The organism is Lysinibacillus sp. NPDC093216 (assembly GCF_050280325.1).
Classification (GTDB): Bacteria; Bacillota; Bacilli; order Bacillales_A; family Planococcaceae; genus Lysinibacillus.
Map to the genome: position 1 here is coordinate 475114 of NZ_JBNNVB010000001.1, position 22045 is coordinate 497158.

A 22045-nucleotide genomic window follows, 5' to 3' on the forward strand; every position below is an offset into this window, starting at 1 on the left:
GAAATAAGTTAATTATTGATCTTGATGTTTATGACGAACTCCTACTAAATAACCTACTAGTGCGATGGCCACTAATACAATCCAGAAAGTTAACTCCCACACAGTAGAATGCGGAAATTCTGCAGGTAATATGCCCACCTTCTCATGTGACAAAGTCAACACAACAAGCTTCACGCCTACCCAACCTACAATTAAAAACGCAGCGGTCTCAAGTGAGGGGTAGTCATTTAATATTTTCACAAACCATTGTGCCGCAAATCGCATCATTATAACCCCAATAAAGCCTCCAAGTAACATGACAATAAATTGTCCACCATTGATGCCACCTATATCAAAGTTCCCTAACTGCGGTAAAGTTACAGCAATGGCAACTGCAGCAAGCATTGAATCAATAGCAAATGCAATATCCGCTGCCTCTACCTTAAGCACTGTCATCCAAAAACCAGCGCCCTTTTTCCCCGCTTCATCGTTAGATTCTTCGTTTGAATCCCCTTTATGACGCAAATCATATATATTTTTGGCAGACATGAATAGTAAATAAGCTGCTCCCAACGCTTGGATTTGCCAATAATTAACTAATACTGTAATGACAAAAAGTGCTGAGAATCGGAAAATTAATGCGCCGAATAATCCATAAAATAATGCCTTTTTTTGTTGTTCTTGTGGCAGGTGCTTCACCATCACAGCCATCACAACTGCATTATCTGCTGCTAATAACCCTTCTAATACTACAAGTACAATCAGTACCCAGCCGTATTGTAATAAAATTGATTCCATTCATGTGCCTCCTCTAAAGCTCTGTTTACCCAAAATAGTCATTATTATACGAATACAAAAGAAAAGACCTCTGCCTCTAAAAAGGCAAAGGTCTCGCTAAGCAAATAAATACTAATCGTTCAATACCGCTAGTATAGAGTTATTCGCTTATCACACCCGATGGTAAAAAACCACGTCATGACGAATGTGAATCCAGATACTTCGCTCGTACCTGTTAGCTACTCCCCTTTGACAAAACGTCGAAGGTTTTTTTCTTCTGAAAACTTATTATAGCACTATCATATATGAGTGGCAAAATTATCTACCCCACTTTAAACAATAACTCTATGTCTACCGCAAGATCAATTATGCCTCGGCATAATTGCGTCCGGAAACGGCTTTGTGCTTAGGCCTGCGTGAGGGTCGACACGATGTCGGTCATTTCGGTAATGCCACAGGACGTGGCGTTTTTACCGATGCAGGTCAGTTAGCCGTTATCGCATGGATACGATGATTTTAGGCTAACATCCTTTATGAACTCCTTTCCGATTCCGTGACATCCGCCGGAGGCTTCAACTTGTTTGTTAGCTAGATGGGACTGAATGTAAACATCGATTTTTATCACCGTACCACTAATTGAAGCTTCACTTTATTTGAATTTGATAGCGTTTATCTTCTTTATGCGCTAAATAAAAATCAATCATTCTAGGCATAGTCTGTATAAAATCGGGACATGCAATACTACCCTTTTTCAAAATAGTAACTGCTTCGGATGTATCGAATTTAGCATTCCAAGCTAAGTAGTCTAGAGTTTCTTGCTCAACGCCTAGATATTTTCGAATAAGTGGTATTTGTAAAGATGTTCTTGCTAGTATTAACGGTAATCGCCCTTTAGGATAATGATTAGTTAATAATTTTACCATCGTACGATACACTTCCTGCACAGGATGAGGATTTGGGTCCGTTAGATGCAAAGTTTTCCCTTCAGCACATTTTTCATCAACGAGATAAGTCGAAGCGTTTATAATATAATCCACTGGTACCACATTTATTGTTGATGTTGATTGACCAATATACGGGATAAAAGGGAGGTATTTTAATTTATCTACCATATTTAAAAAGAAATAAGGCCCATCGAATTTAATCGTTTCTCCTGTTTCAGAATGTCCACGTACTATGCCAGGTCGAATAATTGTCAGTGGTATTTCTGATTTCAAATCTTCTACTCGATGCTCAGCTTCATATTTTGTTTCCTCATAATAATTCTTAAATGTAGGCGGGCGAATTAGTTCACTTTCACGTAAAATACCTTTACGTGTTCCTGCTACATACGCTGTACTAAAATACATATAGCGTCTTAAGTTCGGAAGTGTGCGAACAAAATCATTGACCATCGTCGTACCATGCACATTTACTTTCCATGCAATATCGCGTGGTACCGCTAAATCATAAATTGCAGCTAGATGCCAGAGCACCTCAATTTGAGGTACAATTTCCTGTACGGCTTGGTTTTCTAGACCGAGATTCGGTAATGTAATATCACCCTCTACAATATGAATAGAACAATTAGGAAACTCTGCAAGTATATTTTCTCTTTCTACATTGGCCTTTACTAATTCCCCCGCTAAAACAATTGCGATTACTTCCTGTGATTGTTTTTTTCGAAATAACTCTCGTATTAATTGACTTGAAATAAAACCCGGAAAACCTGTAAAAAAATGAACCCCCATCTCTCATCCCCCCTGAGCTTACCGTTTCCTAGTTTCTTTATCCATTAGGCTATAAATAATCGGTACAATATATAATGTCAATAAAGTTGATGTCACAAGTCCTCCGATTACTACAATCCCCATCGGTTGATTCATTTCTGTTCCTTCACCAATACCAAGAGCAAGTGGTAGCAATCCTAAGATTGTTGTTAGTGCAGTCATTAAAATGGGGCGAAGTCGATCTTGTGTAGCCAGTAAAATCGCATCATACGTCGCCATTCCCCTAGCTTTTTGTTGATTAATGTAATCGACAAGTACAATCCCGTTATTCACGACAATTCCAACTAGTACTAAGATGCCTATAACAGATGTCACACCAACTAGCGTGTTCGTAGCAAACATTGCAATGGCAACGCCAATAATCATTAATGGTACTGTAAACATGATAACGAATGGGTATTTGAATGATTCAAATTGAGCTGCCATTACGATATATACAAGGACTATTGCTAATGCCACGGCTAAAAGCATATCATTAATCGCACTATCGTAAAGCTCACGATCTCCACTAAAGACAACTTGAGTTTCAGTTGGTAAATCCGCTTTTTCTAATACTTTGTCCACTTTTGCTGAGATGCCCCCGAGCGATTCCTTCGTTTCATACTCGACAAAAAATGCAACCGCAGCCGCCTGATCAGAGCGTCTTATCGATACTGGTCCTTCCTGTACAGAAACTGTCGCAATGTCCTCTAGCTTTACAAACAAACCTGCAGGTGAACGAAGCTGCATCGATTTTAATGACTCGATACTATCATTAAACACTTGTCCAAAGCCTGTATAAACAGGCAATACAGCACCATCCTCTGCCATAATTTGCGTAGTTAGCTGCCCCTTCGTCATTTGATTGACCGTTTGAGCAATTTGCGCAGGTACAAATCCGTAGTCTTTCGCCTTTTCTCGGTCTACTTCGACTTGAATTTCTTTTACAGTAATATCTAAATCCGTAGATACTTTTGTGATGGCTTTTACCTTTAATAGCTCCTGCTGTACTTTATCAACAGAGCTTTGAAGTCTTTGCTCATCAGAGTCTGTTAACCTAAACGTTAATGTATTTGGTGACGATCCTGTTGTTGTTGAGACATTAAAGTTGATTTCAACTTGCTTACCTAGCTCTTTATGCAAATCTCGCTCAACTTCTTCTACAAATTCAAAAATCGAACGATCCCTATCTGCTAGAGGGACAAGCTTTACATATAGTTCTGCTTGGTTTGCACTTGTTTGTCCCCGTGCTTGTGCCTGTTGCGTACCACCGATTAAGCTAACATATACGTCAACATCTTTCTCCTGTTTTAAGCGTTCTTCTATTTTCGCTACAACTTTTTCTGTTTCTGATACTGCTACCCCTTTTTCAAGGTTTACGCTAATGGATGCAAATCCTTCGTCAGTTGGCGGTAAAAACTCTGTGCCCATTTTCATAAGCCCAAACAATGCAAGTCCAAAACAGACAACTGCTGAGATTAGTACAAGCATACGGTGACGCAATACCCAAATAATTGATGTTTTGTAGCGCTTATAAAAGGATGACTCATTACGTTTTTCATAAATATTCGTTGATTTCATTTTTAAAAGACGACTTGCAAGCATTGGGACAACTGTTAACGCAACGACTAACGAAGCAATTAAGCTAAAGGAAATAGTTAATGCAAATTCTGTGAAAATTTGTCCTATCAACCCTTCAATAAACATTACAGGAATGAATACTGCAATAGTTGTGAGAGTAGAAGCAGTAATCGCAAGTGCCACTTCCTTTGTCCCTTCTTTAGCTGCTGTTATCGGATCCTTGCCAAGTCCTAAATGTCGTTCAATGTTTTCAATAACAACGATAGCATTGTCAACCAACATACCGATGCCAAGTGCTAACGCCCCTAATGTCATAATATTGAGCGAGAAATTGGCAAAAAACATTAAAACAAATGTAACAATCACTGAATATGGTATCGCAATGCCAATGATAATAGGGCTTTTCACACTACGTAGAAAGACGAATAATACGAACATTGCGAATAATCCACCTAGAAGTAAAGAGGATCCGATATTACCAATCGCTAAATTCACGTAGTTCCCTTGGTCCACTAGCACGTCTGCAACGATTCCTTGATATTGCTTCTTTGTTAATAATTCATTTAAAGCTTCTTTAAAAGCTTTTGATACCTCTGCCGTATTAGCACCCGATTCCTGTAATACAGACATTAATACCGCAGGATGCTCATTTGCTCGTGTAGTAGTTACGGATTTTTGCTCCACACGTTCAACAGCCGCTACTTCTCCTACTGTTAATGCTTTACCATCTAGTGGATTTACTGAAATGATTAAATCAGCAATGCTTTCTGGCGAATTTATAGTGCTTAAAATACGTGTCGTTAACATCTTCCCGTCTGCTGTTAACACCGGTTCACCCGGAAGAGAAACATTGTTCGATTGAATAATTTGAATAATATCTGCTTGGGTTAATCCTTTTTCAACTAGCTTCGAATCATCCAAAGTTATTTGAACTTCTTCTACTAGCTTACCGGAAATGTTGACACTTGCGACACCTGCTGTTCGACGAAGTTCTTTTTCCAAAGCTTCCGCCAGTAAACGCACATCTACATTGTCATTTTCCGCCCGTAGTGAAAGTTGAATTATAGGAAATTGTGATGGATCAAATTTTAAAAAGTTAGGTTTCTCAGCATCACTCGGTAAAGGGGTCATATCGATGCGTTGTAAAATATCGAGCTGAGCATCATCAATATTGGTTGACCAATCAAACTCGAGAATAATTAAATTGGATCCTTCTTGAGAGGTAGACTGTAGTTTTTTTATCCCTGGTAAGGTGGCGAGTGTTGTTTCTAACGGCTTCGTTATTTTCTCATTAATCTCTGTTGGACTTGCACCAGGATAATTGGTAACAACGATGCCTATTGGTGGACGTAATTCTGGAATAAGCGTAATAGGTATTTTTAATAATGAAACGCCACCTAATATAATGACTAACAACATCGTAACAATTGTAAAAACAGGCCTTTTAATAGAAAAATTACTAATGTTCATTATTACAAGCTCCTTTTAATCTCTTCCTTTCTATAATACCCGAAAAGCAGATGAATTTAGAAACTTCCCCATTTTTTATAGGTTTAAAATATAACTCACCGCCAAAATTAGGAGATGCAATTTGTTAAAGCATATGCCATATGTAAGTTGATTGGAGTGGAGACTGGGCGACTCCTTGGGGATTAGCGTCACAGATGAGACCCTGGAGCGAGCAAAGCGAGTGAAGCGGCTCATCGGACGCCCCCAGGAAAGCGCCCAGTCGGAACGGAAATCAACCCACGTTATGCTGATGAGGCTTATATTTCCTAATAATGTATATATTCTACATATAGCTCCAATTTTCCTTGTAAAAAAACACGATTCGCAACATGTCGATTCGTGTTTTTTCATGTAATTAAGGTGTCTTATAAAAAAGTATGCCCCTTTGGCAAAACGAAGCAGTGGCAATAACAGATAATACAATTGGCTTAACTGTTATAAGTCCATTCTGATGAGTAACCACTGCGTTCACTTTTGCATTGCATAAATTTTATAAAAGTTCTACGCTATTGCTGATTGTAGTGGAAGGCTACTCGACTCCCGTGGGAAAGCGAGACAGGCGAGACCCTGAGGCCAACACGATGTTGGTCACGAAGGCGTTGTCACAGGACGTGACGCACTTAGCCTTCGTTCCTTTAGCGGAGGAAGCGGCTCGACGCTCGCCCACAGGAAGCTCTACTCTGTGCGAAAGCGAAGCGTCAGCAACAAATGTTTTATCTGTGCGAAAGCGAAGCGTCAGCAACAAAGCGAGTAGCCTGGAACGGAAATCATCCCGACAATTTTGTTTAAATTATAAAAGGCTATACAGTTTAATGTTTTCGTTTTTATCAGCAAACCAACGCATAGCAAATTCATTTTCAAATAAGAAAACAAAATTATCAAAACGGTCTTTTACAAGCATTGAACGACCTGAAGACATTGATTCTTTAACATCCTCTTCGTTTTCAATCCATCTTGCAATTTTCGAACCAATTGGCTCCATTCTCACTTCAACATTATATTCATTTTTCATACGATGCTCAAAAACTTCAAATTGTAATTGACCAACTGCTCCAAGAATAACTTCTTCTGTATGCAACGTTTTATAATATTGAATAGCGCCTTCTTGCACTAATTGTAAAATCCCTTTATGGAATTGCTTAGATTTCATAACATTTTTCGCAGTAACACGAACAAATAACTCCGGAGTGAACTGTGGCAGTTTTTCAAATTGGAATGTCTTTTTACCACCTACAACTGTGTCACCAATCTGATAAGTGCCTGTGTCATATAAACCGATAATATCACCAGCAACTGCCTCATCAACTGTTTCACGGTCGTCAGCAAGGAATTGTGTAGATTGTGTCACTTTGAATGATTTACCTGTACGAGATAAAGTCATGTTCATGCCACGTTCAAATTTACCCGATACGATACGCACAAAGGCAATACGGTCACGGTGAGCAGGATTCATATTCGCTTGAATTTTGAAAATGAAGCCAGAAAATTCCTCATGCTCAACTGGATCAATAAATAGTTCATCCTCAGTAATGCGAGGCTGTGGTGTCGGTGCAAATTGTAAATATGTTTCAAGGAATGTTTGTACACCGAAATTTGTTAAGGCAGAACCAAAGAAAACAGGTGTTAATTCACCACGACGAATTTTTTCTTCAGAATACTCATTACCCGCTTCGTCAAGCAACATGATGTCATCCATTGCTTGTGAATAATAAGAAGTCACCTTCATAGGATGCTCGATTGCAAGTTCCCCATTATCATCAATTGGTAAGAAACGTTCTTCTTCCTCAGTACGGAATTGCTCGATACGTTTATTATAACGATCATAAATACCTAGAAACTCTTTACCCATACCGATCGGCCAGTTCATTGGGTAAGCATTAATGCCAAGTACTTCCTCAAGCTCTTCAATCAGCTCAAGTGGCTCTTTCCCTTGACGGTCTAATTTATTGATAAAAGTAAAAATCGGAATCCCACGCATTTTACAAACTTTGAATAGCTTTAAAGTTTGTGCTTCAATACCTTTAGCAGCATCTACGACCATGACAGCACTATCCACCGCCATTAATGTACGATACGTATCCTCCGAGAAATCTTGGTGACCTGGAGTATCTAAAATATTGACACGTGAGCCGTTATAATCGAATTGCATAACTGAAGAAGTTACAGAAATCCCACGTTGTTTTTCAATTTCCATCCAGTCAGATGTTGCAAACTTACCTGTTTTCTTTCCTTTTACTGTACCGGCATCACGAATCGCACCACCAAATAGTAAAAGCTTTTCTGTAATCGTCGTTTTCCCAGCATCAGGGTGACTGATAATGGCAAAAGTTCGACGTGATAATATATCTTTTTCTAAATTTGAATTCATCTCGTCATTCTCCTTTTTTCATACTTAATAATAATAAAAGAATACTTGCCTTTCTTACAACCTTTTTACATGAATTCCCCAAAAAAGAGGTCTATAGAGGAGGAGACTTCTGTAAAGTGTAAGAACCCAAAAAGAAAACCCCTTAGTACTAACTAAAGGGGTTCTCTAAGTAAGGTGAACTTATCGCATTATTACATGCATTGCGTTCACAAAATCAAGTCCGCTCTAACTTCTTTATTGGAGTTCATATATTATACAAATTTTAAGTGGCCAGCTTCTATTGCAATATCTGCATCACTATGCGGATATTTAGTATTCTCAATAATTTGATAATCTTCATGGCCTTTACCAGCAAAAATAATCATATCCCCTGGTTCAGCAACCTCAATCGCATGACGCACCGCATCAGCACGGTCTCCTATACATGCATAATTTTCATGAAGCATCCCTTTGGCAAGATCACCTGTAATACTATCATAGTCCTCATAGCGTGGGTCATCTGTCGTTAAAATAACGTAATCAGCGGCTGATGCCTTTTCTGCCATTGCTGGACGTTTCGATTTATCACGATTGCCCCCTGTGCCAACTAGGAAAATAAGCTTGCCTGTTTTATACGGTTGGGCTGAAGAAATCGCCTTTTCAATTGCATCAGGTGTATGTGCATAATCAACAAAAATCTGCACAGGTAAATCTGAACAAACTTTCTCCATGCGGCCCTTCACTGGTGGTAATTGCTCAATTTGCTCAATGATTGTTTCCATTGAATAACCACGACCATAAAAAGCAACCATAGCTGCAAGCACATTATATATATTAAATTCCCCGAGCAAATGCATTTTTACATGGTATATTCCCTCTGGCATTTCAACGTCAAAAGATGTCATGAAATCATGATACTCACAGTTAATAGCTCGGAAATCAGCTGTTTCATTTTTTAAACCATATGTCCATACTGGAAATGGTGTCATCGCTGCATAGCGCTCTGACCAAGCATCATCAGCATTTAACACTACAAATTTATTCTTTTCTAAGTCTTGTCCAAGTTGAGAGAACATTAAGCCCTTCGCATGGCCATATTCCTCCATCGTACCATGGAAATCAAGATGATCATGTGTAAGATTTGTAAAAATAGCTACATCATATTCTACGCCAGCTAGACGTCCAAGTGCTAAACCGTGTGAAGATACCTCCATAGTCATTAATCGGCAGCCTTCCATTTTTGCACGGAATATCATTTGTTGAGTCGATAATGCATCGCTCGTAGTATTTGCAGATTCATATAAAATGCCATTTAGATTAAAGCCGATTGTTCCTGATAGTGCAGACTTCTCGCCCATTCCATGCATTATATTTTGAATAATACCCGTTACTGATGTTTTACCATTTGTCCCTGTTACGCCAATCATTGCCATATCTTTCGACGGATAGTCAAAAAACTTAGCTGCTAACAAGCCAACTGCACGATCCGTATCTTTCACAATGATCTGTGCAATATTTTCTCCTAAAGGTAATTTTCGTTCTGTTACAACAATTGTTGCGCCACCTTCGACAGCTTTCTGTGCATAGTCATGACCATCTACTGTATAACCTTTTATACAAACAAACATACTATTTGGTTGCACACTTCGCGAATCAATTACAATATCACTTACTTGGTCTGGTAGCACTCCAATTATTTTTTTCAAAGGTAATGCATTCAACAATTCCTCTGCATACATTTCATAGTCCTCCAATCAATCTCTACATTCATTTCATCATTTGTTGTCTATTCGACAAAAAATGACAAGATGAATACCCCCACATTCTAATGAATTTATTTTACTACTTATTCGCCCATAAATAAAATGCCTGTAAGAACGTTTTTTAAATGAAAACGCTATCATTTTAATATATCTTTAATATTTCACCGATATTTACCTAACATATCAAAAAACGGCATTTATCGACAACCGAAATGCGGAATATACGAGCTGATCAATTATGCTTCGGCAAAATTGTTGCTGTCGCTTCGCTTTCGCACAGTAAACATTTGTTGCTGTCGCACAGATAAATTGCCATAGGTTGTGGCGTTCTTAGACTGAGTTGCTCTATTTCAGTGGGTGACCAACATTCGCTGAAAGAAGTTAAAAAAGGAGGTGTCAGTTTAGTGTCCGACACCGCCTTTTACTATTTCATGATAGTTCGCACAAGCTTAACTTTTTGTTTATATGGGGGAAAGAGAACATTCGTCTCTAACTTCGATGATTTTTTTAAGATAGATTTTGAATGAGTAAAGTTTTCAAAGCTTGCCTTCCCGTGATATGCTTTTACCCCTGATGGTCCGACACCGCCAAATGGCAAATGTAAATTTCCTACATGTGTAATCGTATCATTAATACATCCGCCACCAAATGGTAATTCCTCTAAAAAGTACTGGGTAGCCTTTTCATGCTCTGAGAAAAAATAAGCCGCTAAAGGTTTTGGTAACTGACGAATCTGGTGAATGGCCAGCGGTAGATCATCATACATCATCACGGGTAAAATCGGACCAAATAGTTCATCCTGCATCGAAGGACTTGACCATTTCACATATCCAATAATTGTAGGCTCAATATACAAATCATCACGATCTGTTCTACCGCCAAATGTAATTGCATCGCGTTCTTCCATGATAATTTGCTGTAAGCGATCAAATTGTCTTAGATTCACAATACGGCCGTAGTCAGGGCTTTTTAATGCATTTTTACCATAAAAGGAACGAATCGTTGCTTTCAATATCTTCATAAATCGCTCATAGACATCTTTATGGACAAGGACATAATCTGGTGCCACACAGGTTTGACCAGTATTTGTAAATTTACCCCAAGCGATTCTTTTCGCTGCTACTTCTAAATTGGCTGTTTGATCAACAATTGCGGGACTTTTCCCACCAAGTTCTAGGGCAATTGGTGTTAAGCGTTCCGCCGCTGCCTTTGCAACAACCTTTCCGACTGCCACACTCCCTGTAAAAAATATATAGTCAAAGGATGCATGAATAAGTGCCGTCACTTCTTCTTTTTCTCCCTCTACAACCCGAACATAAGAAGGGTTAAACGTTTCTTCAATTATTTTTTTAACGATTCCTGCAGTATGCACAGATGTTTCTGATGGTTTTACTATAGCCGTATTACCACCAACAATTGCTCCAATTAATGGCTCCATTACTAGCTGGAATGGATAATTGAATGGACCAATGATTAATGTTACTCCATATGGCTCTCTTACAATAAAGCTTTTTCCCATCTGGTATTGTATCGGTGTTTTTACAGCTTCAGGTTTCATCCATTCTTCAATATGCTTGACCATATAAGAAATACTATCTAAAACAATGCCGACTTCTGTTGCATATGCCTCAAACTCACTCTTACGTAAATCTAAATATAGAGCATTCAAAATTTCTTTTTCATATTTTAAAATCGTTTTCTTCAGATTTATTAATTGCTCTTTTCGAAATTTTGTACTCTTCGTCGCTCGTGAAAAATAAAATTGACGCTGTTCTGTAATCATATTTTCTACATCTTGTGTCGTAAAATTCATAATAAAAGCACCCCTTTTTTAAAATGGCATACATAGTTTTTTCATTTCGAAACAAACTATCTTTGTCTATACGATACAACATTAATAACCAAAATTCCTCTTTCTTGAATGGATGGAATGTGTAGATGATTTATGATTTCGAGTAATTTACAACTACATATCGGAAAATTGAAATGGGGGCGTAGATGAATGACAACAACAACAGGAACTTGGTGGGAGTCTATTTTTTCTGGACCATTAGCACACGGTATTTGTGAAGAAAAAATATTGCTATTGCAAGATGAGGCTTTCTTATATCTCTCTACAACACCGGATGAGAAAAAAGAAGAACCTGAAGTTAATTAAAAAATAGCGCGTTATAGGAGGTCATTTCCTATAATGCGCTATTTTTTGAACTTCACGGCTCAGCCCCAAAGATTGGGATGACATTATTAAAACTCATCTGACGCCCCAGGAAGCTTTGCTCTGTGCGAAAGCGTAGCGTCAGCAACAACAAAGCGCCTAGTCGGAACGGAAATCAACCACACGTTATATTACTGAGCTTCTTCATGCTTAAATGGATACAATTTGCTGAAATTGTTTTAATTCTACCTCAAGACGGTTAATAGCTCCTTCCTCGATAGCAAAGCTTCCATCTTCTAATCGAATAATTTGTTTATCAACAATATAAACAGAATGTGCAATAGTTGTAGCTCCTAATACAGCTAAAACTGGTTTTAATGCATATTCTAATGCAAGTAAATGTCCAATAGAGCCACCTACAGCAATTGGTAAAATGGTCTTTCCAAGCAATGCTTTTTGCGGCAGCAAATCTAAATAAGTTTTCAATATTCCTGTATATGAAGCTTTATAAATTGGCGTCAAAAGTACGATAATATCTGCCTCTTCAACTTGTTTATTTTCTGAAACGATGGCCTCACTTGCAAAATTAGCCTTAATTAAGTCCTCAGCTGGCAATTCATGTACATAATTTGTGTGTACCGCTATTCCCTGTGCTTTTAAGTAATTTTCCACCTTTTCATGAATCGCCGTTACCCGTGAATTTCTCGAATTCGTGCCATTAATAATAACTGCTTTTGTCATATTAGCCACTCCTTATTAACAAAGTTAAATGTCCTTACACCAAATGCAATGTCTTTTCATATTGACGTAATGTAGCGCCTAAGTAATTAGCAACAGCCAACATGCCATATTTCCCTACGGCTTTTTCGGCTTCTGCATTGTAGTTCGTGTTGGTATTCACGTCATATGTGAAAATATTACCTTCTTGATCGTTAATCGACTCAATCCCTGCGACACTTACCTTATTTTGCGCTAAAAATTCTTCATAACGCTCAATAAGCTCCTCTGAAAAACTGTCTATAATTTGAAATTTTGATTTATTAGTTGCCGTTTCACCTACTGGACAAAATTTATCCTCTATTTGACAGCTATCAGCAGGACAGAGTTCAAAGCCCTCAGATGTATCAACTCGAACAGCATATAAAAATTTGCCACCTACGAATTCACATCGCGTTATATAAGAAGCAGGTGATTTTATAAATTGCTGAACAAGCGTAATACCATCTATAGGTGACTCAAAAGTATCACTATTTGCATATGCTTCTAGTGCTTCAACTGAATGAAATAGTTGTACGCCAAGCCCCTTCCCCGCTCGATTATGCTTCGTAATAAACGGTGTTGTACCAATTGTTCTTGCTGCTTCTAATAGCTGCGATTTGCCAACTGTCGCTATCGTTTTAGGTGTTTGAATGCCTACAGCTTCAAGTGCAAAATATTGATTGACCTTACTTACTTCTAATCGTAAGGCTCGACTTCCATTAATAACAGGACGACCATGATACTCTAGCCATGCGAGCACTGCCTCCGTTAGTTCAGGTGCAAATACATGCCCCCGCGTATGTGATGAAGCACTCATACGACTATAAAAAATTCCTTGTGGTGGCTCTTTTGATAGGTCAATCAATCCCTCTGCCAAATGCCAAACCTCATATGGCAGGTTTTGTTCCTCTAAACGCTTTGTTAAATGAATTGTCCATTCATCATTTTCATGAAGAATATAAATTTTTGCAGTCATGTAGTCGCTCCTTACTGTATAATGGCTGATTTTCTTTTCACTAAAGGCATAACCTCTCTTGCAAAACGTTCCATTTCCTCTAGATGTGGGGAGAATTGAAGAAGTAAAAGATTTACGCCAACCGCTTCATAAGCTAAAATGCGCTCTGCCACTTGTCGAGGTGTACCAACTAAATTTGGTCGTAGCCCTCTGTTTGAAACTGAATAATCCTGTAGTGTAATTTGTTGTTCTAGCTTTGATTTACTTGTGAAGTCATTAAAGCCTGCATACCCTGCTGTATCCAGTACATTGGTAATTCGCGCTAGTTCGGCAAGTGCTTCTTCTTCTGAATCACGCACAATGACATATGCAGCCATCCCAAAAGTTTCGAACGGGCCTTTTCCAATTGCTTCTCGACGTGCAAGCATTTCCTTTATTTTGGCCCCGACTTCCTCTACTGTTCCTCCATGCATCACGTAAGCGTCACATGACTTTGCAATTGCCTCTTTACCGCGCTCACTTTCCCCACCTGCGTATAGTGTTGGATATGGTTTTCGGACTGGCTTGGGCGATAAATATGCATTTTCTATTTCGTAATATTTCCCATGATAGCTGAACGTTTCTTCTGTCCATAAACCTTTTAAAATATCAATGAATTCCTCTGTGCGATCATAACGCTCTCTATGCTCTGTAAAATAACCACCATATTGCTTTGCTTCTTCTTCCCACCAAGCTGAAACTACATTTAATGTAAAACGGCCATTAGCGATATGATCAATATTTGCAGCTACTTTTGCCATCACAGCTGGATTATGATAACCAGGCCGAACTGCAGCCAATATTTCAATCTTTTCAGTAACTGCTGCTAAAGCTGCTGCAGTAGACCACGCCTCAAGTGCGTCAGCATCAATACCTTTAATATCATTTAAATATAGCTCGGCAATAAGCGTCACATCAAAGCCAAGTTTTTCTCCTGTTTGAATAACCTGTTTTACATAATCAAATGTTGCAGGCATATTTTCATTTTCTACATTACGTAACCATCCTCCAAAAATCGGTAGCCAAAACCCTAATTTCATATTCCATCCTCCTCAAGTCCAATAGAAATTCACAACATAAAGATAAAAAAAGGCTTCTATGTTTACGGTCGGAGGAAATCCGTTACGTAAAATAGAAGCCTCTAGATGTCTAGTCAACTCATTTTTAAATACCAAGTATTCTTATAAATTTAATTTAACATAATAACATACAAAGTCAATAGGTTTTTTATTTAATGGGTGTCAGAGGTAAATATTGGTGTTTGAAGCCCATGTGAATACTTATTATAATCAGTTAAGTATTCTGTCAAAGTGAATATGGCAAATTACCGCATACATTTATGGGTTAAACGCCATGTTGAACCTTCATCCTCTGTTAGTGGGTCGCTGAATCAATGAAATGAGAGAAACTCGCTTCTCCTCATTGTAAGGTTCTTTCAATAAGGAGAGATGTTATTGCATGAGTAAATTAATGCTGTTTGTATGCTCATTAGTTTTATTATTTTTTGCTGGAAACGCTTTTTATGTTACTTTTAAAAAATACGAAGAAGATGACGATTTTTCTGGAGAGCTTGAAACATTCTTTTTAATTGATTTGGTATTAGCTGTTGTATTATTAATTTCCGAAAAATTCGCTCCCCAAAAGTATCATATTGTTATTTTTAAAACTCTCTCCCTTTTATTTGGACTAATAATATTAGGCTTAACAGTAATGTTATGGGGACTTTTCTCTTAATAAAGTAATTCAAACAAAAAAACTACATTCCATTAACGAGAAGGATAGCCTTCCGCTGAAGAATGTAGTTTTTGCGATCATTAATGGTGAATGGCTTTGTCAAAAATAGCTTTTGCAGCATCCCCAATATGCTCTGATACTGTAGGATGTGGGAAAATCATATTTGCAAGAGTGTGGGCAGTGCCACCAGCATTTTTAGTAGCTAAAATAACATTTAACATTTCTGTTGCCCCATCAGCAACAACACAAGCTCCTAAAATACGTCCTTCCTTTTCCGTCGCAATAAGCTTTATAAAGCCCACTGTATTTCCTTCCATTAATGCCTTAGGGTTTGTATGTAAAGGCATTTGAGTCACCGTATAAGGTTCGTTAACCTGCTCTTCTAGTAAACCAAAAGTTGCAATTTCAGGATGTGTATAAACACAACGAGGAATCGATGTTTGATCAATTAGTGCCGGTTTATTTCCCAAAATATGCTCCACAACATGAATTCCCTCTGCACTCGCTGAATGAGCTAGCTGGTAACCCCCAACTAAGTCACCTATAGCATAAATGTGTGACTGGCTTGTTTCAAAATGCTCATTGACAGCTATCAATCGATCATCGAACGTTAGACCAAGTTGCTGGGCTATTTCTGTATTCGGGCGTCGACCCGTTGCAAACAGAAGATTTTCATATGTATAAATGCCTTTAGATGTATGAATTTCGTTGCCATTAAAATGCTCAAATCGGAAATCTGTCACAAGCTCAATACCAAGCTTTTTCATCTTTTCACGAATAAGTGGTCGTGCATCTGGCTCTTCTGTCTGTAAAATATCTTCACTATGATTCAGCATCGTCACCTTTGTTCCAAGCGGTGCTAAACTAAATGCCATCTCTACTGCAATAACGCCTCCGCCAATAATTGTTAACTGCTTCGGCAGCTCTTTCATATCGAAAAAGGTATCCGTTGTATAATAGGAAGAAGTCTCTATACCTTTAAAAGGTGGTACAAATGGTTTACTTCCGGTTGCTAAAATGATATCCGTTGCTGTAAAGGTCTCACTACCAACTGTTACAGTTAAATCATTAAATACTGCCGCTTCTCCCCGATAAAAGGTAATTTGATTGCTCAAAATATAGCCCTCAATATTCGTTAAAAGCTCCTCAATAATAGCATCCTTACGTTTCATCAATCGTGGAAAATTCACATTTACTGTAGGAGTTTCAATACCCCAGTCATTACCACGTTGTATTTCTTGAATGAGCTTACTATGCTCCAACAAAATTTTCGAAGGAATACAGCCAACATTATAGCAGGCTCCTCCTACTTTATCGCGCTCTACTAAAGCGACCTTCTTGCCACTTTTCGCTGCATGAATGGCTGCTACATAGCCCCCAGGACCTGCACCAATAATTGCAATATCAAATTTTTCCACAAAATTCACCTCATTTACCACCATAGCATTTACAAAATTTGAATGCAATGTCATTAATGTTACAGGAAATTTAGTAACATTTTGTCTACCCCAACGTCCACTACCGTAAAGGAGGATTGTATGCAAAAAAAATTTTACTGTTAATCTCTATGCTACTCCTAGTTGCCGCCTGTCAGAAAAAAGAAGCATTAAAGCCCCCACCAAGTAAGAACTATTCACAAACGGCTACTTCACAACAGGAAGACTTTCTTTATGAACTCTCTATTTCCAAACCCACCTTTACAGAGGGGGAATCCATAAAAATAACGGCTAAACTCACATATGTAGGGCAGGCACAAAACGTAACTATTTACCATGGAGGCTCCCCATTTCTATTTAATTTGCAAGAAACGACACGGAATTTTGAAATACCTAGTGTAATGGATACTCTACTAATTACACGTATTCTTGAACGAAATGTGCCCTACGAAGAGGTCTACACGAGCGGAGGCGTGTACGACGAATTTTCAGAACCTAAACTCGTTGAATTTATGAAACAAACAATGAAAGGTCATTTTCCAAAAGGACATTATATCGTAAAAGGGAGCACTGACTTTTACACAGAAGACCCGAATGAACAAAAAACGGAGTACAAACCATCAGCAACAATTGAATTTAACGTACAATAGGCAAAAAAATACTCTCATTATTCTTAATAGAACAATGAGAGATTTTTAATTGTAAGTATTTTCATCACGGTATTCCATGTGCTTCCGCGGATATTCGCTCTGCTTCCGCGGGTATTTCCTCTGCTTCCGCGAGTGTTCTCTCTGCTTCCGCGAGTATTCTCTCTGCTTCCGCGAGTATTCTCTCTGCTTCCGCGAGTATTCGCTCCGCTTCCGCAAGTATTCTCTCTGCTTCCGCAAGTATTCTCTCGGCACGCGGGGATTCGCTCTGCTCCAGGGGATTCGCTCGGCTTCCGCGAGTATTCGCTCCGCTTCCGCAAGTATTCTCTCTGCTTCCGCAAGTATTCTCTCTGCTTCCGGGGATTCGCTCGGCTTTCGCGAGTACTCTCCCGGGGATTCACTCCGCTTCCGCGAGTATTCGCTCTGCTTCTGCGAGTATTCGCTCCGCTTCCGCGAGTATTCGCTCCGCTTCCGCGAGTATTCGCTCTGCTTCCGCGAGTATTCTCTCAGCTCCCGCGAGTATTCTCTCTGCTTCCGCGAGTATTCTCTCCGCTCCCGCGAGTATTCTCTCGGCACGCGGGGATTCTCTCGGCTCCCGCGAGTATTCTCCTGCTTCACGGGTAATTGCTCTGCCCCCGGGTATTCTCCTGCTTCCGCGGGTATATACTGCAAAACAACGTTAGTTAATAAATATTCCGTTCCCAAAAGCGTTGTTGAGCTATTGCTTTCACAAATTTTTTAGCGAAATCTTTGTCGCCAGTTGCTAGCACCATTCCTGGCCCTACATTGGCATTAGACATATTAAAAAATGTCGTTCCTGATGTAGCTATTCCAATCGGTTTGTAATGTCTATACGCTTCATTGATATAATTTACAATATGTGAATTAAACTTTGCCTGATTTTTTGCTCTTACGCCTACAACATATAACGAGTCAAATAGTACCGCATCCGTAGTAATAAATGTGTCACTTGCTGTTAGCTGTACACCGTCACTACTAGTAACAACCCCTAATCTGTCAGAAATAATACTGTATCGAACTCCCTGTCTTGTTAAATATTTTAGTATTTCTCCAACTTCATTTGCATCAAATCCATCACCTATTAGCACGCCTACTTTAAGTGTTTGGGGCATTTTTATAGTATTTGCTTGACTAAGTGCAGGTGATGATAACGTGACATTTATTTGCTCTCCTTTTGGACGATTAACACCAACATTATCGGCCACAGTTGTTGCCATTGCTTTATCAACACGGACGAACATATCGACAACCTGTTGGCGAACGGACTTACTTTTCACCTTTCCTACCTCAAAACTAAAGGCATCAATGATATGCTGTTTTTCAGGAGGTGACATACTATTCCAAAACAACCTTGCCTGTGAGAAATGATCATCAAACGATTTACTACGTGCTCGTGTGATTCGTCCTTCTACCTTTTCTTCATAATGGACAAAGCCACCTTCCCTTGCCGTTGAAGTTGATGGTGTATTATTGGCCAAGGAATTTTTATGATAGCTCACTTTTCCTATATTAATAGTTTGACGACTAAAGCCATTGCGCTGATTGTTATGAAATGGACAAATGGATCGGTTAATCGGTATTTCAGAAAAGTTTGGTCCCCCTAGACGTATTAACTGTGTATCTAAATAAGAAAATAGCCGCCCCTGCAAAAGTGGATCATTTGTGAAATCTATCCCTGGTACAACATTTCCAGGGTGGAAGGCGACTTGCTCTGTTTCAGCAAAAACATTATCCACATTACGATTCAAGGTCATTTTCCCAATCTTTTTAACTGGCACTATCTCCTCAGGCCATAGCTTTGTTGCATCCAAAATATCAAAATCAAATTTAAATTCGTCCTCTGGCTCAAGCATTTGTACACCGAGCTCATATTCTGGATAATTACCTATCTCAATTGATTCCCATAAATCACGTCGCTGAAAATCTGGATCCTTTCCAGCAATGATTTGCGCTTCATCCCAAATGAGTGAATGAACACCTAACACAGGCTTCCAATGAAATTTTACAAACCTCGATTTTCCTTTATCATTGACGAAACGAAAAGCATGAACACCAAACCCTTCCATCATGCGAAAACTTCTAGGTATTGCTCGATCAGACATATGCCACATAATCATATGCGCAATTTCCTGATTATTTGCCACAAAATCCCAAAATGTATCGTGAGCTGAGGCTGCTTGTGGCATTTCATTGTGAGGTTCAGGCTTTACCGCATGAATTAAATCAGGAAACTTAATGGCATCCTGAATAAAAAAGACCGGTATATTATTACCAACTAAATCATAATTGCCCTCATCCGTGTAAAATTTCGTCGCAAAACCACGAACATCACGTGCAGTATCCATCGAACCTAAGCTTCCAACTACAGTTGAAAATCTGACAAATACAGGTGTTTTCTTATTAGGGTCCTGTAAAAAGCTTGCTTTCGTATATTCCCCCATCGATTCATACAATTCAAACTCTCCATGTGCTGCAAAGCCCCGAGCATGTACAACACGCTCAGGAATACGTTCATGATCAAAATGCGTTATTTTCTCTCGAAAGTGAAAATCCTCCATAATAGTTGGCCCACGAACTCCAGCCTTCAACGAATTCTCATCATTCGAAACTTTTAGCCCCTGATTCGTCGTCATCTTTTGCCCTTCATTATCGACACGAAACTGCTCTAACTGCTGATCCTTTGCATTCTCCTCCAAATCTTTGCGCTGATTCGACTTAGATTTATCCACGCAATCCCCTTTCATTCCAATACTCATCATTCTCAATAACACTATATGTTTGTCTGGAATAAACATGCTTCAAGGCGTTGCTATAGAAGAACTTTATCAATTTTTTCTTAATTTACGACAAAAAATGATTTGAAGTTAATTTGTAAATGTAGTGAAGGTAATATAGCATTTTAATTAAAAGAGGAGAGAAAAATATGAAATGTTAGCACAACTAGCAAGAGTAAAAATATCTTCAACAAAAGTTCCAGAAAAATAATAAGACGACCACATCAATTTTTGGTATCATTTAACCGTGTATCCGGATAAAATTCTTCGTCATTAATATTAGCTCTGTATGGCGTCTACGGTTATGTAAGTATTGCTATAAAGAAGCATATTAATATTTTTTACATTCCACAATTTCTTAAATTCATCAATAGGAACTTTTCGATTATAGCCATTGTTATCATCATTACAATTCACCAGTTGCCTTAATGATTCTGAAAGGTAGACATGCTCTTTGTCATACCCTACGACAGGGACAAAATGCAAATCATTACGATTCTTATGTACTTTAATAAAAACAATTACGGGAGTTCCTTTACTAACTTCGGACTTTAATGTATTTACATTTCCTTTATAATAGCTTGTTTTAAATCCCTTTTTTCTTAACACCGTACGGATTCCCTTTGGATATACATTGCCTGATCTCATTTTACTAGGGAAATTAGTATATAACTCTTCACCATCGGCCTCCATTCCAAAATGACGCAACACATATGATGTTGAAAATGCTGCACATTCCCTTTTGTTTTGTATATCTATCCTATTATTTCGTTTAATTAGAAAGTTAGTCGGATAATCTCTTTTTCGTAAAACAGGTATGGGTAATGTCATTAAATATGCATTAATGATAGTTGATATAATAATCCATAAAATAGCTGTTCTAACTATAAACATACTACTCCCCCCATTGCTTTGCGACCATATCGCAACAATATTCTAAGTCCTTCTTTCACTAACTTGCTCCGTTAGCACAATCGAAAAACAACCTTACTAATTTTCCCAATAAATATATTAGTTCTCCTAAGAATTGATAATTCCTTCTTCGACTATCCTACCCCGTTAGTACAATAAGAAAAAGGCTACTCCTAATTAAAGTAATGCCCCCGATAGTTTAAGTGAACTTATTCACAAAGTTATTTTATTATTGAATAAATGCAAGTGTCTGTTAATCGACATCCATCTGCTGACAAATCCTCATTCCTTAGTATTCCTTCTAACTTAAATCCGAGTTTTTCAGGGATGGAACGACTCTTATAATTTGTTGATTCACACCTAATTTCAATTCTTCTAAATGATTTGATTTAATCCGAAATTAATTAACTCATTTATAGCTTCTGTCATATACCCATTGCCACTAAAAGTTGAATTAATCCAGTATCCAATTTCACATTTGGGAATATTCCAATCAATCCCCTGAAAGCTCGCTGCTCCAATAAATTCATCAGTATTTTTATGAAAGATAAGAAAACGAAAGCTTTCTCTTTTTAAAAAGTTGATATGAGCATTTCTTAGGTTAATCTCTGTTTCTTCAATACTAGGAATTTCTTGAGCAAAGGGCATCCACGCTTTTAATTCAGTGAAGGAATCTCTAATTGCTTGGTTAACAATATTTCCATCTCCAGAATGATTTGGAGCACGAAGAATTAATCTTTCCGTTGTTAATTGTGTTGGGATATCTAATAGTTATAAATGCTAATTTAAATATGTACATTCCTGCTTGAATAACGATGTACAAAAATGCTCTTCCATTTCATACTAATACTGAGGTGTTAGTATGCATATTCAATTAGAGATTGAGACAGAATTTAAAATTAATAGTCT

15 protein-coding genes and 1 pseudogene are annotated in these 22045 nt (G+C 38.3%); 3 read left to right on the plus strand and 13 right to left on the minus strand.

The window, feature by feature from the left end:
* Nucleotides 1-12: 12 nt before the first annotated feature.
* The 6 genes from ACQKOG_RS02345 to ACQKOG_RS02370 all read right to left on the minus strand — a co-directional run bounded on the left by ACQKOG_RS02345 (nt 13) and on the right by ACQKOG_RS02370 (nt 11517).
* Complete coding sequence (locus ACQKOG_RS02345; protein ID WP_370076873.1) at nt 13-777, minus strand: TerC family protein; 765 nt, start codon at nt 775-777, stop codon at nt 13-15.
* Nucleotides 778-1400: 623 nt separating this feature from the next.
* Nucleotides 1401-2486, minus strand: coding sequence for an SDR family oxidoreductase (locus ACQKOG_RS02350; protein ID WP_427444758.1), 1086 nt, complete (start codon nt 2484-2486; stop codon nt 1401-1403).
* Between the two features lie 18 nt (nt 2487-2504).
* Nucleotides 2505-5555, minus strand: coding sequence for an efflux RND transporter permease subunit (locus ACQKOG_RS02355; RefSeq protein WP_427444761.1), 3051 nt, complete (start codon nt 5553-5555; stop codon nt 2505-2507).
* Between the two features lie 829 nt (nt 5556-6384).
* Complete coding sequence (locus tag ACQKOG_RS02360; protein ID WP_427444764.1) at nt 6385-7962, minus strand: peptide chain release factor 3; 1578 nt, start codon at nt 7960-7962, stop codon at nt 6385-6387.
* A gap of 251 nt (nt 7963-8213) precedes the next feature.
* Entirely contained in the window at nt 8214-9680 is a 1467-nt protein-coding gene (locus ACQKOG_RS02365; RefSeq protein ID WP_427444767.1) for a UDP-N-acetylmuramoyl-L-alanyl-D-glutamate--2,6-diaminopimelate ligase, read from the minus strand.
* Nucleotides 9681-10128: 448 nt separating this feature from the next.
* Complete coding sequence (locus ACQKOG_RS02370) at nt 10129-11517, minus strand: aldehyde dehydrogenase (RefSeq protein ID WP_370076863.1); 1389 nt, start codon at nt 11515-11517, stop codon at nt 10129-10131.
* Nucleotides 11518-11706: 189 nt separating this feature from the next.
* Here ACQKOG_RS02370 and ACQKOG_RS02375 point away from each other — a divergent pair, with 189 nt between their 5' ends.
* Entirely contained in the window at nt 11707-11862 is a 156-nt protein-coding gene (locus ACQKOG_RS02375; RefSeq protein ID WP_370076861.1) for a hypothetical protein, read from the plus strand.
* Nucleotides 11863-12069: 207 nt separating this feature from the next.
* On the opposite strand, the gene ssuE is transcribed toward ACQKOG_RS02375, so the two are convergent.
* The 3 genes from ssuE to ACQKOG_RS02390 are packed head-to-tail and all read right to left on the minus strand — an operon-like array spanning nt 12070 to nt 14652.
* A complete protein-coding gene (gene ssuE / locus ACQKOG_RS02380) occupies nt 12070-12600 on the minus strand; it encodes an NADPH-dependent FMN reductase (protein ID WP_370076859.1) in 531 nt (176 codons plus the stop codon).
* Between the two features lie 34 nt (nt 12601-12634).
* Nucleotides 12635-13594, minus strand: coding sequence for an ATP-grasp domain-containing protein (locus tag ACQKOG_RS02385; protein ID WP_427444772.1), 960 nt, complete (start codon nt 13592-13594; stop codon nt 12635-12637).
* 11 nt (nt 13595-13605) lie between these two features.
* Nucleotides 13606-14652: an LLM class flavin-dependent oxidoreductase gene (locus ACQKOG_RS02390; protein WP_427444775.1), complete on the minus strand. Its 1047-nt coding sequence runs from the start codon at nt 14650-14652 to the stop codon at nt 13606-13608.
* Nucleotides 14653-15070: 418 nt separating this feature from the next.
* On the opposite strand from ACQKOG_RS02390, the gene ACQKOG_RS02395 reads away from it, so the two are divergent.
* Nucleotides 15071-15346 carry a hypothetical protein gene (locus ACQKOG_RS02395; protein ID WP_427444778.1) on the plus strand — a complete coding sequence of 92 codons (276 nt, stop codon included), beginning with the start codon at nt 15071-15073 and terminating at the stop codon, nt 15344-15346.
* Between the two features lie 80 nt (nt 15347-15426).
* Here ACQKOG_RS02395 and lpdA read toward each other — a convergent pair whose 3' ends face one another.
* Nucleotides 15427-16764, minus strand: a complete 1338-nt coding sequence (lpdA, locus tag ACQKOG_RS02400) for a dihydrolipoyl dehydrogenase (protein WP_427444808.1) — start codon at nt 16762-16764, stop codon at nt 15427-15429.
* Nucleotides 16765-16880: 116 nt separating this feature from the next.
* Here lpdA and ACQKOG_RS02405 point away from each other — a divergent pair, with 116 nt between their 5' ends.
* Nucleotides 16881-17432 carry a hypothetical protein gene (locus ACQKOG_RS02405; RefSeq protein WP_427444811.1) on the plus strand — a complete coding sequence of 184 codons (552 nt, stop codon included), beginning with the start codon at nt 16881-16883 and terminating at the stop codon, nt 17430-17432.
* A gap of 680 nt (nt 17433-18112) precedes the next feature.
* On the opposite strand, the gene ACQKOG_RS02410 is transcribed toward ACQKOG_RS02405, so the two are convergent.
* From ACQKOG_RS02410 to ACQKOG_RS02420, 3 genes and pseudogenes are all read right to left on the minus strand, one after another.
* Nucleotides 18113-20194 (minus strand): catalase, encoded by a 2082-nt coding sequence (locus ACQKOG_RS02410; RefSeq protein ID WP_370076847.1) that lies wholly within the window; start codon nt 20192-20194, stop codon nt 18113-18115.
* 309 nt (nt 20195-20503) lie between these two features.
* The gene (locus ACQKOG_RS02415) at nt 20504-21118 is read right to left on the minus strand and encodes a cysteine peptidase family C39 domain-containing protein (protein WP_427444814.1); all 615 of its coding nucleotides are present in this window, start codon (nt 21116-21118) and stop codon (nt 20504-20506) included.
* A gap of 239 nt (nt 21119-21357) precedes the next feature.
* A pseudogene (locus ACQKOG_RS02420) lies at nt 21358-21898 on the minus strand (GNAT family N-acetyltransferase).
* Nucleotides 21899-22045: the final 147 nt, after the last annotated feature.